Source organism: Argonema antarcticum A004/B2 (assembly GCF_023333585.1).
Lineage (GTDB): Bacteria > Cyanobacteriota > Cyanobacteriia > Cyanobacteriales > Aerosakkonemataceae > Argonema > Argonema antarcticum.
In genome coordinates, this window is sequence record NZ_JAIQZN010000042.1 from 14,833 (window position 1) to 28,463 (window position 13,631).

Consider the following 13,631-nt stretch of genomic DNA (forward strand, 5'->3'; position numbering starts at 1 on the left):
ACAAAGCTTACTGATTTCATAGACAGGACTTACGCACCCATTTTTGGCGTAGGGGCGGGTTTAGCCGATAAATTAAGCATTTCACAGATATCCCTAATACAAAACCCGCCCCTACAATGCTTGATTTTTCGTGATTTTGCGTAAGTCCTGATAGACCTTGCACCTGCGTTGTCAGCCCGCCTGCGATTCAAATTAATCGCTTTCACTTTCCCCCACAAATCCCCGACTTGCACCTGCGTTGTCAGCCCGCCTGCGATTCAAATCGCAGGCTAATAGCGAAAGTCCACTTAAGTGGACTAAAAACAATGTTTTAGTCCTAGAACATAGAATTCAGCTATCTTCGCAATAGCGACTTACCTTGACAGCAACTTCAGGCAAACATTGCGAAAAAAGACTGCAACCTTTACAACGTTGCGAATAAATTGCTGGTGGTCTAGATCCAGTTTGTAGTAACATTGTCACAGCAGAAATAGTCGCAACAACCTGCTCTCGTAACCGATCGGAAATCTCCACAAGTTGACGCTGATGAGATTGAGCATAATAAATATAACCAGTGGTAACATTTTTCCCCGTCATCTCCTCCAAACACAAAGCTTGCGCCGCCACTTGCAACTCATCATTATCCCACTCACCCTTACGCCCTCGTTTGTATTCCACCGGATATAACTGTCCCGATTCCGATTCAATCAAATCCGATTTTCCAATCAATTTGTATTGCTCCGATTTCAGCCAAATAGCGCGAACTTGCCAAGTTTCTTCCCGGTAACTTTCCGAGAGAGTATGTACGCGATCGTGCAAACTCGTCCCTTCTATGGTATACTGATTCTCGCTAAACTCCCCAGCGCAAAACATTCGCCAGCAGCGATGCGAACAGTACGCATAGTGATTCAATGCCCCAATAGGAACGTAATCAATCTCATTCATAGATCAGTGCCTTGAAACCTTAGTAGAATGTCGTCGGATCATCCCCATACCCATAGGCGTCTTGCGCCCAACCCCGCTGTACATCGCAAAGTCAGCCAAAGCATTAATTTGCTTAATCGCAATAGCGTCAACATCACCCAAAATCCGAAAACTCATCACCCCAACACAGCCGATAAACTTACTTCTGGAATCCGCCACAAATTCAGTACGAATATTAAAAAAGCTCGGAAAAATCGGCTCCAATAAACTTTCTTCAAACGGGATACCGCTGTACTGATTCCACCGCCGCAGCAAACTTCCAAAAACACTATCGCGGCTAGGCAAAGCGCAGTCAAAATTGCTTTGCCGAAAAGCAGTAGGAGTACAGAAAGAAAAATCAATCTGGCGTTCCGAATCAGAAGCTTCCTCATAAACTTGAGCATAAGTAGAAAAATTTGCCCAAGGTTGAGTAGATTGAGGCGTACCCAAGATACTCGTAATTTGCAAATCAGCCGATCCCAAATGCCACGGATGCTTAGGATTGATATTCAACCACAAAGAAGTCAGATCTGCAAACAGAGCATCATCTAACAGCGAAACGCGCCACCAGCAGGGGGTGTGAGCCGCTATAGACTGTCTGTATTCCCATTGCAAGAGGTGATCGCGATCAGAATTATTTCTAACCTGAAGGGGACTGAGAGCGAAAGCTTTCTCCGTTTTTTGTTCGTGAAGGCGATCGCCCAACTGTTTATCCACCGAACTCACCAGAGTCAAAAACAGTGCGTGGAGGTGCTTTCCCGTCAGATAACCCGATGGAATGGGCGACTGCGGGAGAAGATTGAGGACAAGACTGTGAGGCATTTTGGCACTCCAAAGTAGAAGAAAGTAGATTGGGTTGAAGTAACGAAACCCAACCTACAATTTCGTTAACTAAACCGATACTGCATTCGCGCTGGAATTTTGAGATTTTCTTTCAACCCTTCAAAGGTGTAGAATTCCCCTCTCATCCGCACATTGCGAATCAAACTCACAGGCGGCATATTGATTGTGTCATAACTCAAAACCCGATGGTTAAACATCACATCGATCGGGTTCAAAGGATATGAAAAAGTAAATTCATCCTCCTGATGTCGTTTCGGTTTGGGAAGTTCTTCAACTGTCACTTCAGCCTTACTTGCCCATTTTCCCAGCCGAATCCACCTCCGTAAAGTTAGAGACTTTTCAGAAATGATGAAAAACTCAAACACACTTTCTGCTGCAATCTCTTTTGCCCTACCAAAACTGGGAATATTCTTCTGGGTTTTCTCCATCTCAACATGGTAGTTGTTATTCGCATACTTCCAGGTATGGAGAACAGAAGCATGGTTAACTGCTCTAGCTGGAGTAACGTAAATTCCCTGCTGATTGAGCGGCGTTAAATGCTCCTCATACTTAGGAACTTGTTCGGGACAAAAGTAGCGGTAGGAATGTTCTTCAGAAACAGTAGTGGAGTAGATTTCGCTATCCACCAATCCCAGCGCATAGCAGAGCGCATAGTTGTGCAAAACTGGTTCTGTTTCGTAGAGTCTTCCGATTTCGCGAGTAGCGAAGTAAAGGCTGTCGTGCAACTCAATTTGGCAGCGATAAATAATCGTCATTACTTTTACCCCGCTTTAGCAGCAGCTTTCTTAGGCTTCTCGATGTGTTTGGCGAAATAGTCTTTGCTTTCTTTCATAGCTTGTTGCAGAATAGCCTTCATTGTCTCTTCATTACCCGCGAGAGTTTTGACTTCACCTAACATTTCTTTGAAAGCCTCGCCAATAAAACTTGTACGAACAATAAATTCGTCCGACATTAGCGCCTCAATGCCAGTTTTAGCAGCAGAAATTACATCATCTTCATTGAGCGGATCGGGTGAATGTAGGCTTCCTTTAGCTTTCATCTGGTCGTAAATTGCTTGAGTCCAGCGCAGATTGCTGACAATTTCTCCATCAGCAAATACAACTCCAATCAACTCATTACGAACTCGACCAGTTCGAGTTGTCTGCGCTCCATAATGACGAGTCCGTAAAATGTTATTAAAAACGTAGAGAAAGCTAGCTTCCGTAGGATCTTTGAGAGTCACGATGCTGGGAAAAAAGACTTGAGGACGAATGTGGTCTTGTTGATTGATCCGGCTTGTCACTTCCCCTTTGCGACTCATTGTGCCACTTTCATAAGGAGCATTCAAGGTAAATGTTTCGTGGGATTCGTCAAAAGGTGCGATCGAAAACGCTGTATCCACAACTACTTTGGACTTTTCCGAGCCAGAGTCACCAATTGCAAACCCATAGATAATGCAATCAGGATTGTTCATCGCAAAATCGACGTTGTACTCGCACTCTTCTGCGGTCATCAAGCCATAGTTGCGAAGTAGTTCTCGACCAACTAAACGCTCTGGTGTCGATTGCTTGCGCTTGAACATGGAAAGGCGATCGATTACAGTAGCATCCACAACCCCTGCTCTGACTCGTGCTTTATTTAGTTCTCCATCAGTTTGAAAGAGCGGATAAGATTCAGTAACGCGAACTGTCAGAAAGTGAACGTATTTTCCCATTGGCTTATAGGGAATTTCTTTGTGGAAGAACTTGGAATCAACAGTTTTCAGAAAAGTCATGGTAATCTCCTTAAAATTCTGGAAAAGACAGTAACAACCATTGAAGAGATGTAATTTTACTCTTCCTCAGCATTTTCTTCAGGCTTTTTACCTTTAGCCTGATTTTCTTTGTCGTCTTCAAGACGATACAAGAACTCGCAAGTATCTCGAAGTAAGTTCAACTGACGACCTGCCAGACGAGCGCGAGAACCTGCAAAAGATTTTTCAAACACATCCACCACAAAATATCTAGCGAAATCTAAAACGGCTTGCCTTTCTTCTTCGCGGTTACTAATAACCCAACGGCCTTCTGCGGTAGAGGCATGAATCCGATCCATGAGTTTGAAAACTTCAGCAGCAACCGCAGCAATCAATGTTTCGCCTAGAAACACAGTTGAATCTGCTTTGAGAATAGTTTCGGCAGCTAGATCGATCGGTTTCAAAACTGCATTTGCTTTTGGATTATATCGTTTATTAGCTCTGTAGAACTTCCGATAAAGTTCAGTCATCTTTTTAGGATGATTTAGCGCTGATTTTTCTCCCACAATTAATTCCTCCAAGTTGGTGTCAAATTTAGTGTAAGGATCGAAGCAGGGATAGAAGCGATAAGCGTACAGCTTAATTTTTTCTACCCGTGCTGTCTCAATTCCTCGATCGCGAACCCAACGGTTTAAGTAAGTGAAAACATACAGAGGACTGGTTTCAAAATCTTTCGCCAGTTCCGTAAATTTGCCCCAATTGGCGTCATAGCCTCCCTTACCTTGCTTGGCATTAACATCGAGATGAATTGCATAGGCAGCAGTTAATACGTTCAGAGGTGCAGAGTATTCTTTATCGTTTTCTGTCCAACCTTCCAAAATATAGTCAAGCCGGAAACGATCGCGCCCCAGCAACACCCGAAACGCTTGCGGCGCACTGTCAAGAAAGACGCTCTCCTCAAACTCTGCCCCATCATTGAAAGGTGGAATAGGTGATTCTGAAACAACAGTTTTGACATCCAAAATCATTGGGAAGGCAAAAGCTAACCAAGCTGGCATTACCCAAGATTCGGTATCGGTTGGATCTTTCCCCGGTGGCAATGCCATAAAGTAGAATGTCAGCGGTTGGTCGTCGGGATAGGAAAGTTTGAAGGTGCGATCGCGTTTAAAGTCCGGATCTTTTTCCGGCAGATTTTTCTTACGTTCCAAATCTTCATCAATTAAGAAAGCATCTACAGTTTGATAGCGATCGCGCTCAAGATTAGCCTCCAAATCTTTACTGATAAAATGATTGCGAATGCTAGTATCAAAGCGAGTCTGAGCAATACCATTGTAAGCTTTTTGCAGAAACTTATTCGTCTCAGGAGTAAAGTAATAAGTCGGGTAAAAGTAGAGGTATCGATATTTCCCATCTTCAAATCTCTTCCCAACTGCCTGCGTTTGATTCATCAGAATTTGCCGCAGCATCATTTCTACACCCGCAATGCTGGAAATGTTCCGCTTGGCATTAGAACCTCCCAACATTTGTTTATTAGTATAAACTTGCGGCGTAAACAAAACAGCAGACTCCATCTGTTCTGTGACGGTGTAAGCAGAGTGAGAAATTGAGCAAATTAGCTGTCGTCCTCTACCCTGTTTTTTAGCTAACTGATAGCCTGACAATTCCTGTAGGAATACTTCAGCAGATGCGGTGGCAGATGTCGCTTTTCCAGGTAACATCACAACTCGCGTTACCCATAGTCGCAAATCCTCCCAACCATCAGGTAATTCGTACTGTGAAACGATAGGTTTAATGAGTTGGGAAATGTGTGCGATCGCTTCTTCACAAATTTGACGAAGCTCCTCTGGACTTAAACCAGGATGAGACACCAGATACTTTGCTGCTAAGTAGTACCATTCATAGGGAACGCCACCAGTGTTGCCCTTTAGTTTGTGTTCCTTCAGGCTTTCATTAATCCGCTGGATTTCCCGGATTGGCGGTAAATACTCTGAGAGGTTCCAAAACTTAGCAATTTCCTCGACAATATCTAAATGAGGTAATTCTGGAAGTTTCTTGTTTTTCTTGCGCTCGGTTTCGATTCGTTGGACTCGTTCTTCCCAAATTTTACGACTGATTAAATCTCCAAATTCAGCAATTTGGTCAATCCGAATATCGTCATCAAAGGTGAAACTATAATCAGCCGACAGAACATCCTGTTGCTGAAATTTGATGAGATTATCGCTACGGCTTTTAGCAACAGAGTTTTTGGTGGGATTTAGAATCCTTAGTGTGGCGCTAAGGGCAACTTGCATTAAATCTGAGCCATCAAAAAATAGGTTGTAATATTCAGCATATTTCATCCCCTTGCCATCTCTACCAAAGCCTGTTTGTCGCAGCCGCAGTTGACTTGCACAGAATTCTTTAATCTTGCTTACAACCCGTTTTGGTAAATCTTCAATTTGGACGCAAGGTGAGTCTCGTCGTGCCAAGTAGATGACGCCAGTTGGCAGATAAAGTAGTGGCTCGTAGTAGGTGAAATCGTCGGTATTAAGGCTGATGTGCGCCTCCATCAAAGCGTTATTCACTACGTTGGTGAGTACGCCTCTGTTTTCAGCAATGCTGTGGTAAGTGAATTTCAGTTGTCCATCACTCAGGCTATGAATTAACTCATTTAGTCTTGTATTTTCAGCATCCTGGGGATGTTTGATAATTGAAGCTAGAGAATCGGCTAAACAAGTTAAGTCTGAAAGAGTGCGGAGAGTGCGATCGCGCAGAACTGGATTTAGCCCAAACTCTGAAAAATTCCAGTTAGTATCCCAACGTCGTTGAGCGTTATAAGCGACACAGAGCAAATCATCTAGGTACTCTCGATAGGCTTCTGGTTCATCAGGATTGATGAAGCGATCCAAACCTAGCTGACGAACTTTTTCATCAATAATTTGACGATGCTGTTCTAGGGGTAACTTACGACAATCAGCCGGGACATCTGGGAATTTTTCAAAATCATGCAGAATAAACCCAGCAATTACCATCCGCCTTTCCAGTTCTCGCACCACTCGCCGCACAGTACTATCGAGTTTTTCTAACCTTTGCTCAATTAAGTTTGCTGGAAACAATCCATTGAGCAAATGGGTATTGAGCGATTGATCGCCTGCATTATCTCGCCGAACTCTATCTTTTCCTTCGGCTTCATTTTTGCGATCGAGTTCATCAAAGTACTTACCTCCTTTTGCTGTAACGCCGATCGCAACCCGTAGCAGATTTGGTAATACATACTCTGCAAAGTCGCTCATCACGCGATCTCCAGGATTCTGAGCCTGAATTGCCTCTCGCAATAGCTTGAGGGTTAGTAACTCGCGAGACTGGGATTCGATAGTGCGATCGCTCGTTTCCTCAAAATCTGAGTTATCACTAGATTTCCAAGCATCATCTTCATCATCAAATCCTTCAGAATTTATATTCTCCTCACTATCCCAAAGAGACAACTGTCGAGCCTGTTCCCCTGATTTTTTTCCCTTAGTCGCCATTTTCCACCTCTAGTGAATCTAAATATTCTGTCACCTGTCTTTGATAAACCGGATAATGCTGCAAAGCTCTCGGAATTGCCGCGTGAACTTGTACTGGATCTATCTGTTCGTAAAGGTGAACCAGTCGATTTCGCAAACTTCCCGAAGCTGCCAATATTTCTGCCAACTCAGTTGTAACAATACCTTGGCGGCTAATTTCTATAAAGCTTGCATAGTTACTTTCTGGCGGTTCTATTCCTAATTGTTTCAGCAAGTACCGATTAACGTCTATTGCTACCTGAATTATTAGCTGCAACAATCTTTCTACAATTAACTGCTTGTCATCATCAGCCAGATATTCTTCCAACGTCACAGACTCAAAACGCTTCAGGTTATTTAGATAGTTCATCATTGCATCTAGTTTACTTAAAACTATCGCTGGCTCAATTGCTGTCATACTCCCCACCTTTGCAAATTTTTCTCAAGTTTCTGGCGTAGCTCTCTGCGAATTGCGGTCATTTCTATATCGCTCTTGAAAGCTTTTTTCTGAAAAGCTGTAAATTCACCCGGTTCTTTCTCATATAAGAGTTTGCCGTCACGAGCAACAAAGTGAGCAATTAGAGGCGAGCAATTATTCAACTCAACAACATCAATTTTTTCTTGATTAATTTCCCAAAGCTCACCAAGCAGTTGAGATACTTCAAACCAAGCCCAAGCATTATCTTTTATGTAAGTCTTACGGACTTCTTCATCGTAAAGAGCGGCAAAATCCCAGTCACTATTAGCATGGATATCACCTCTGGCGCGAGAACCGAATATAACCAGCATTTTGAGATAAGGGATTTTCTCTGGTAGTTGTGGAGAAAGTGCCTTAAGTTTTTCCAATGTTAGCGTATTGTTAGGCATTTTGAGATTCGGTTGAATGGAAATTACTTTTGTGTCAGTTCAAGTAACTGATACCGCTCGATATACTCTAGAGTGAGTAAACGAATGTAGTCTAGAAGCTCGAAGAACTGCTTAATTTTGGGATACTTATCTCCTGAGTTGCGATACCAATCGACAATGCAATCGATATCGAAGATACTTAGCTGGTGTAAGTGAGCGATCGCTTCACGAGGTTCTTGGCGTGTATAGCCATAAGAAGCAATCTGGCTGACGTATCCGTAAATATAAGTTGAAAGAAGTTCTAGTTGGCTCCAAACGGTGTATTCTTGTTCCGATTCTTTTTCTGTTTCCCATAGCTTACGTCGTTCATCTTTCATGGCTTTTTCGTAAGTGAACAAACGAGCTTTAAGCTCAGAAAGCCGATTGCGCTCAAAGATTTCAGCTTCATTTTGCTTCATGTTCATAACCTGAGTTTAAATGAATGTTTTAGTGAGTGGTAAGGAGAGGGAAGCTTTAGTAGAATTCGCTGCTTTAGGTTTGTTCTTTTGTTAAGTGCTTAACCAGCCATCTGCTATCAAGTCTTGCTTTATAGCTTCTGGGGGTTGAGATTACTTACGCCTGAACTTAACGCCGCAAGCTGCTGATTAGCTTCCCTCCTTTGCCCACCCTCTCCCTTAGAGAGCGATAAAATTCAGTTAAGCCTTCAGTAATCGGTATCTGTGTTGGAGACCGACTCGTTCCGTAATAATGGGATAGCCTTTAGCTCGTGCTTTATCCACAGGATCTCCAAAACGCCAGCCTACCTTCACAGCGAGTTCATCGCCCCAATGCCATTCGCCGTCCGACAGGACTTCAATCAACAGATCAACCTTTGTTTTCTTGAGTCTTTGCATTTTTGTCTCCTTGACAATATTTGACATCCGACTCCTTCAAGCCAACAACTTGCTCTGCTGCTGGCTTTGGGGGTCGCATAATCAGAAGCTAACCTAAGCGATAGCCGATTGCAAGACAGTAAGTTCATGAGTTACTTAACCAGTCAAATAAGTCAGCAGTTGATGGTGATTAATGTACAATAGACCTAAAAGCGACGGAACCCGATCCGCTCGGAGGGTAAGGGTATTAAATCCCTTTTAGGGATTGAAACAAATACGTCTGAACTTAATGGCGTAAGCTGTTTACTTCTCCGTCGAACTCTTAAAATCCCTTTCAGGGATTGAAACCCCTAAGCAATCCATATTTCATCTCCTTTGCTTTTAAACGAATAGGCAAGGGTGTCCAGCAATAAAGCGGACTGGCTGAACGCTATAGAATAAGGCGCAGTTGGATCGTGAAAACTGTATTGGTCGCTAATCGGGTAAATCGCAAAGTGCATCGGGAGTCGCAAGCGCGATCGCACTTCCGCCACCGAACGACGCAGCACATAACTGACTAAAGCTTCTTTCCTCAACCGCTTATTGATTTCACCAATCCAATAGTTCTCAGGTTGCCAAACCTCGATACCTGTCAAAACTTGAACCTTCCAAGCATCTGCGATCGCATCCAACTTGCCTGAATAGGTAAAGCGCCAGTTTAGCCGTTCTTCCCGATATGTCCGTAACTTCATGAAGGCGAGACAGTGTGCAAATCGCCCTTTGGCGATCGGTTGTCCGAGGCGTTCAGCAGTTTGGAGAAGCGATCGCATAAACTCCTCTTTAGTCATCACTTCAATTTCTAGATTGCTCAAAATTCCTGGCAAATCGTAAGTTTTAAACCTATCTGCCTCATTTGATTCTGTTAGATCGTAAATGCCGCACCCAAGAGGACTAGACCCTCGAAAACTTGCTGCATCTTCTGTAATTGGATTTCCCTTTTCCTTACCAGAGAGTTGTTGCCACTCTCTTTCCCATGCCATGCTAAGACCAAACACCTTTTTCAGGCTGGTATTAAACACTTTTTCGCAAGCCGTTTGAAATGCGTTCTGACTGCCTTCATACTGCTGCTTAATTGTCTTATGTCCTAGCTGTCGGCAAATCCGCATTGACTGTACTGCACCCCAGCGAGAGTAATATCCTTCAAAATCATTGATTCGGCGGTAATTGTCACGAATTTGATTGTGAAAAAAGGAACGGTCATAAATGCCACTTGCTTCTAAAGGTGGCGAATCACCGAGAAACAGCTTTTCTACTAGAAAATTGGGTACGAGTGCGTAAGCTGTGAAAGTTACAAAAGTAATATTTTGCCCATTTTGTTCATATCCGTCATGCCGTCCTAAACGTCCTAACCGCTGGATGAAGCTACCTGAATCTGCTGATTCAAAGATGAGAAAATTAATCTTGAAATCAACGCCGACATCGATTGTGCTAGTACCGATAACCAAGTCAGCTTGTAGCGATCGCTCTTTGTCCTCCTGACCAGATAAGCCCGTATTCTCGCCAACTACTAAACCATGAGGTGCCAGCAATTCTCGGAAAAATGGTGTAAGACGCTTCACTGCTGCGATCGAGTTGAGAATGATTGCCCCTTTGCTACCTGGATGCTGCTGAAAGTGAGCCAAGATGAGATTACTGCTTTCTTTCAGCCAAGTTTCAGAAGCTTTAGAAGTTGGTTCCAAGGAGATAAACTGAAGAGAAATTTCTCGCGATACTTGTCGCCATCCTTCTGCTTTCAGTTGGTGAGACTGATCCTCTGTATCCGGGAACTGATATTTATTCTCCTCAAGTGGGTTAATTTCCTTACACCTAAAGCCAGATAACCTTAATCTCTCTATCAGTTGTTTATTTGGGGTTGCTGATAAAAAGAGAAATTTCTTGCGGCGATTCGTATTTTTAATTAACAGCATTGTGTTAATCGCGCTGGCAATTTGCGGAGCCTGAAAAACATGAAATTCATCAAAAATGAATAGATCGAAATCTTTGTCAATCCGGTTCCATAGCTTATCAGGACTGTCATCACGAGTTAAATATGCACCTCGATGCAAGTAGTGAAGGATATCAGGGTTAGTCAGCAGGATTTCAGCTTGCCCTGTGCGAGTAGCAATTGCCGCTGCTTTCTTTAGCCCTTCATTTTCAGCATAAATTTCTAATTCTTGCCCACTGAGTCTAACCACACGAGGCTTGATATCAGGCTGAAATTGTTCAATATAGCCCTGAATTTGCGTTTCCTGGTCACGGGCAAGTTCATTGGTTGGATACAGCCCGATTGCCAAAAAGTCTGTTATTAGTGCCTGTAGAAAAGCTGCTAAACTTTTGCCATCGCCCGTCATGGCGGTATTAAAGATAACGTCGATATTCGGGTCGCGTATTGCCTCCAAAGTTGCGGCTTGATGCCACGAAAGCGACCAACCATCGGGTAGTTTGACACCTTCCGGCACTTCGGATGCAGGGCAAGAGTAAACGGGTTTAAGTGCGATCGAGTTGATGAAGCGATCGCTCAGTCCGTAAGCTTGAGACAGTTGCTCGTCATTCATCCTCTTATTCCTCATATTGTTTCTTTGGCTCGATTTAGAGGAATTTCCATCCATCCGCCTCGCGCCATCTCAGCACCATAGGCGATGCAAGCCAGCACATCCTCTCGCTCAATGCTGGGATACGCCTCTAGAATCTCGTCGATTATCATTCCACCTGCTAAATAATCCAGAATCAAAGACACCCAAATCCGATGTCCGCGAATGCAAGGTGTACCAAAGCAGATATTCGGATCGATCGAGATGCGGGATAGCAGGTCATCATTAGCCATTGGTACTTCTCCCTAATATGTCTTCATTGGATTAATCTAGCTTTCCTCCAGTCTACGAACACTTGGAAGAGGGGTTTTCCTTAACCAATCCGCTAACCTTCTGGGAGGTTAACGCCCTGTGGTACTTCGGACGCAGGGCAAGAGTAAAGGGGTTTAAGTGCGATCGAATAACCATCCACAATTAAACTTCCTGTTAGAGGTGAGGTAAAATGTAGTTACAAACATAGAATGACACAACTAATTCTAAAGTGCAAGTGCATTTAAAAAATATTTCTAAAATGCCCAGAAAAAAGGAAACGTTAACGCTGTCCGTCCCGCCGGGGACGAAAGAGAAACTAGAGGCGATCGCACGCCGTCTCAAGATTTTCTGGGGCAAAAGTCCCAGTCCATCAGGGTTGGTGGTTGCGATCGCTCAAGAAGAAATCCAAGTTGGACGAGAAACCTTTACCCTGAATGACAAGCAAGTCAAAGCCTTGCGCCAAGCGACTAAAGTACTGATCGATGCAGGTCAAATTGAGGAAGCTGAAACTATAAATACACTTTTACTAAACCAAGGCGATCTGGAAGCTCCCTTGCGGCAAGCACTACTGGAACAGCAAAATCAACCTATGCAAGCTTGGCGCGATCGCATTGACGAACTCATCGCTATGCGTCAGCCATTCCGCCTGCAATATCGCAACTCTCAGGCTCAAGATTTGGAGTTTGCCGTCCGCTTCGCAGATGTCACCTTCTATGAAAAACGCTTCTACTTACAAGTCTGGTGCGAGGAAACAGCCGACGCATTAGCGGAAAACCCCGATTTACCTGAAGTTGCTCACAATCGTTGTTTTCGGTTTGAGCGCATTAAAGGCATCCAACCCATTTCAGGTGTATGGAGAGGTGAGTTTGATTCTCTGAAAGTGTACTTACACTTTCAGAGATGGCTGGCAAATGCCTACGAACCGAAACCTGAAGACATCGACAATGCCGTTTTGGGGGATATTCGACAGGTTGTGCGGCGTGTCGTCAATCCCTTCTGGCTGATTCGAGAAGTCTTGCGATACGGCAAAGACTGCAAAATTGTCGCTCCAGATAGCGTCAGGGAGCGAGTCAAGGGAGAGCTACGCGAGATCTGTAAGTTGTACGACCTAGAGTAACAGGAGCAACGCCAAAATGTGATATTTCTTTAAATCACTTCTTTTTAGTGCGATTTCGTTTGCGAGATTCTGACGCGATATTCCCGCCTTTCTTTTGCTTTCCCTTAGCGGCTTTAGCGCCAGTGGAACCAGCCGTACCCCCACCAGACGCTAAAGCATCGAGTTCCCCTGAAAATCCCAAGGATTGAGAGTTTTCAGCCGCAATTTGAGGATCAACGTTGGCGTTGTAGAATTGCTGAAATTGTTGCAGTCCCTTGTCTGTAGTCATGTCAAACCCTGCTTGTTGACCGATCGCAAAAAACGACTTAGCCATGCCAAATTTAGACGAGTCGTTCATGATATCCCTGAATTCGGGTTCAATTTCACGCAAGTACTTTAAGATTGCAGTAGCGTTACGCAGTTTAAATTCTCGCTTGAGAAATTGCCAAAACGCCAACAGTTCTGGAATCGCATCGTCACCTTCTTCTGGAGAAAGGAGGGAGACTTTTCGGGGAAACAATTCCTCTATCACAATTTCGACATCGTTTTTGGTCATCCGAGGTAGCGTGAAACCCTCATAACCATAGCCGTAGTAAATTAGCTGTGCTATCCAAAATCCCATTTCTGAGTGAGTTTGAAGGTATTCCTGTCCTTCGGGAGATTTGGCAAACAGCGCTATAAGCGTATCTTGGTAATCTTCCAGTATTGGCTCGGCTCGATCGTAGTCAAGACCATCAAGTTGGCGAATATCAAAAGGTTTATCTGACATATTCGGATAAAAAGCGATTGAAGTTTAATTTGCTCTACAACCAAGATAAATAAGCTTGTTACCGACTTTTAAATTCTTCATAATTTAATTATAATTTTGCAGATATTTTTGTTGCCTGGTGGTCATTGTAGCTTTTTAGACAATGAATACCCGTGCAGTACGATATT

The 13,631-nt window shown here is 43.7% G+C and carries 13 protein-coding genes; 1 reads left to right on the plus strand and 12 read right to left on the minus strand.

The window, feature by feature from the left end; genetic code table 11:
* Nucleotides 1–330: 330 nt before the first annotated feature.
* The 11 genes from cas4 to LAY57_RS18365 all read right to left on the minus strand — a co-directional run bounded on the left by cas4 (nt 331) and on the right by LAY57_RS18365 (nt 11,580).
* Nucleotides 331–924 carry a CRISPR-associated protein Cas4 gene (cas4, locus tag LAY57_RS18315; protein WP_249068255.1) on the minus strand — a complete coding sequence of 198 codons (594 nt, stop codon included), beginning with the start codon at nt 922–924 and terminating at the stop codon, nt 331–333.
* Nucleotides 925–927: 3 nt separating this feature from the next.
* A complete protein-coding gene (gene cas6 / locus LAY57_RS18320; RefSeq protein WP_249068256.1) occupies nt 928–1,764 on the minus strand; it encodes a CRISPR-associated endoribonuclease Cas6 in 837 nt (278 codons plus the stop codon).
* Nucleotides 1,765–1,829: 65 nt separating this feature from the next.
* Nucleotides 1,830–2,540: a type I-D CRISPR-associated protein Cas5/Csc1 gene (gene cas5d, locus LAY57_RS18325; protein ID WP_249068257.1), complete on the minus strand. Its 711-nt coding sequence runs from the start codon at nt 2,538–2,540 to the stop codon at nt 1,830–1,832.
* A gap of 5 nt (nt 2,541–2,545) precedes the next feature.
* On the minus strand, nt 2,546–3,538 hold the full coding sequence (cas7d, locus tag LAY57_RS18330; RefSeq protein ID WP_249068258.1) for a type I-D CRISPR-associated protein Cas7/Csc2: 993 nt from the start codon (nt 3,536–3,538) through the stop codon (nt 2,546–2,548).
* Nucleotides 3,539–3,594: 56 nt separating this feature from the next.
* Nucleotides 3,595–7,002 carry a type I-D CRISPR-associated protein Cas10d/Csc3 gene (gene cas10d / locus LAY57_RS18335; protein ID WP_249068259.1) on the minus strand — a complete coding sequence of 1,136 codons (3,408 nt, stop codon included), beginning with the start codon at nt 7,000–7,002 and terminating at the stop codon, nt 3,595–3,597.
* Nucleotides 6,992–7,438: a type VII toxin-antitoxin system HepT family RNase toxin gene (gene hepT, locus LAY57_RS18340; protein WP_249068260.1), complete on the minus strand. Its 447-nt coding sequence runs from the start codon at nt 7,436–7,438 to the stop codon at nt 6,992–6,994. The genes cas10d and hepT overlap by 11 nt, the downstream gene beginning before the upstream one ends.
* Entirely contained in the window at nt 7,435–7,887 is a 453-nt protein-coding gene (gene mntA, locus LAY57_RS18345; protein WP_249068261.1) for a type VII toxin-antitoxin system MntA family adenylyltransferase antitoxin, read from the minus strand. Before mntA ends, hepT begins: the two co-directional genes overlap by 4 nt.
* Nucleotides 7,888–7,910: 23 nt before the next feature.
* Nucleotides 7,911–8,324 carry a hypothetical protein gene (locus LAY57_RS18350; RefSeq protein WP_249068262.1) on the minus strand — a complete coding sequence of 138 codons (414 nt, stop codon included), beginning with the start codon at nt 8,322–8,324 and terminating at the stop codon, nt 7,911–7,913.
* Nucleotides 8,325–8,561: 237 nt separating this feature from the next.
* Nucleotides 8,562–8,786 carry a hypothetical protein gene (locus tag LAY57_RS18355; protein ID WP_249068263.1) on the minus strand — a complete coding sequence of 75 codons (225 nt, stop codon included), beginning with the start codon at nt 8,784–8,786 and terminating at the stop codon, nt 8,562–8,564.
* Between the two features lie 302 nt (nt 8,787–9,088).
* Nucleotides 9,089–11,311, minus strand: coding sequence for a type I-D CRISPR-associated helicase Cas3' (gene cas3, locus LAY57_RS18360; protein WP_249068264.1), 2,223 nt, complete (start codon nt 11,309–11,311; stop codon nt 9,089–9,091).
* 11 nt (nt 11,312–11,322) lie between these two features.
* The gene (locus LAY57_RS18365) at nt 11,323–11,580 is read right to left on the minus strand and encodes a DUF433 domain-containing protein (protein ID WP_249068265.1); all 258 of its coding nucleotides are present in this window, start codon (nt 11,578–11,580) and stop codon (nt 11,323–11,325) included.
* A gap of 278 nt (nt 11,581–11,858) precedes the next feature.
* Between LAY57_RS18365 and LAY57_RS18370 the strand changes: the two genes are divergently transcribed.
* Nucleotides 11,859–12,716 (plus strand): helix-turn-helix transcriptional regulator, encoded by an 858-nt coding sequence (locus LAY57_RS18370; protein WP_249068266.1) that lies wholly within the window; start codon nt 11,859–11,861, stop codon nt 12,714–12,716.
* Between the two features lie 34 nt (nt 12,717–12,750).
* Here LAY57_RS18370 and LAY57_RS18375 read toward each other — a convergent pair whose 3' ends face one another.
* Nucleotides 12,751–13,464, minus strand: coding sequence for a hypothetical protein (locus LAY57_RS18375; protein ID WP_249068267.1), 714 nt, complete (start codon nt 13,462–13,464; stop codon nt 12,751–12,753).
* Between the last annotated feature and the right edge of the window lie 167 nt (nt 13,465–13,631).

What these genes read in the sequence shown, in the direction of transcription:
- cas4 (WP_249068255.1), bottom strand. Translation starts at nt 924, where the DNA reads ATGAATGAGATTGATTACGTTCCTATTGGGGCATTGAATCACTATGCG.
- cas6 (WP_249068256.1), bottom strand. Translation starts at nt 1,764, where the DNA reads ATGCCTCACAGTCTTGTCCTCAATCTTCTCCCGCAGTCGCCCATTCCA.
- cas5d (WP_249068257.1), bottom strand. Translation starts at nt 2,540, where the DNA reads ATGACGATTATTTATCGCTGCCAAATTGAGTTGCACGACAGCCTTTAC.
- cas7d (WP_249068258.1), bottom strand. Translation starts at nt 3,538, where the DNA reads ATGACTTTTCTGAAAACTGTTGATTCCAAGTTCTTCCACAAAGAAATT.
- cas10d (WP_249068259.1), bottom strand. Translation starts at nt 7,002, where the DNA reads ATGGCGACTAAGGGAAAAAAATCAGGGGAACAGGCTCGACAGTTGTCT.
- hepT (WP_249068260.1), bottom strand. Translation starts at nt 7,438, where the DNA reads ATGACAGCAATTGAGCCAGCGATAGTTTTAAGTAAACTAGATGCAATG.
- mntA (WP_249068261.1), bottom strand. Translation starts at nt 7,887, where the DNA reads ATGCCTAACAATACGCTAACATTGGAAAAACTTAAGGCACTTTCTCCA.
- LAY57_RS18350 (WP_249068262.1), bottom strand. Translation starts at nt 8,324, where the DNA reads ATGAAGCAAAATGAAGCTGAAATCTTTGAGCGCAATCGGCTTTCTGAG.
- LAY57_RS18355 (WP_249068263.1), bottom strand. Translation starts at nt 8,786, where the DNA reads ATGTCAAATATTGTCAAGGAGACAAAAATGCAAAGACTCAAGAAAACA.
- cas3 (WP_249068264.1), bottom strand. Translation starts at nt 11,311, where the DNA reads ATGAATGACGAGCAACTGTCTCAAGCTTACGGACTGAGCGATCGCTTC.
- LAY57_RS18365 (WP_249068265.1), bottom strand. Translation starts at nt 11,580, where the DNA reads ATGGCTAATGATGACCTGCTATCCCGCATCTCGATCGATCCGAATATC.
- LAY57_RS18370 (WP_249068266.1), top strand. Translation starts at nt 11,859, where the DNA reads ATGCCCAGAAAAAAGGAAACGTTAACGCTGTCCGTCCCGCCGGGGACG.
- LAY57_RS18375 (WP_249068267.1), bottom strand. Translation starts at nt 13,464, where the DNA reads ATGTCAGATAAACCTTTTGATATTCGCCAACTTGATGGTCTTGACTAC.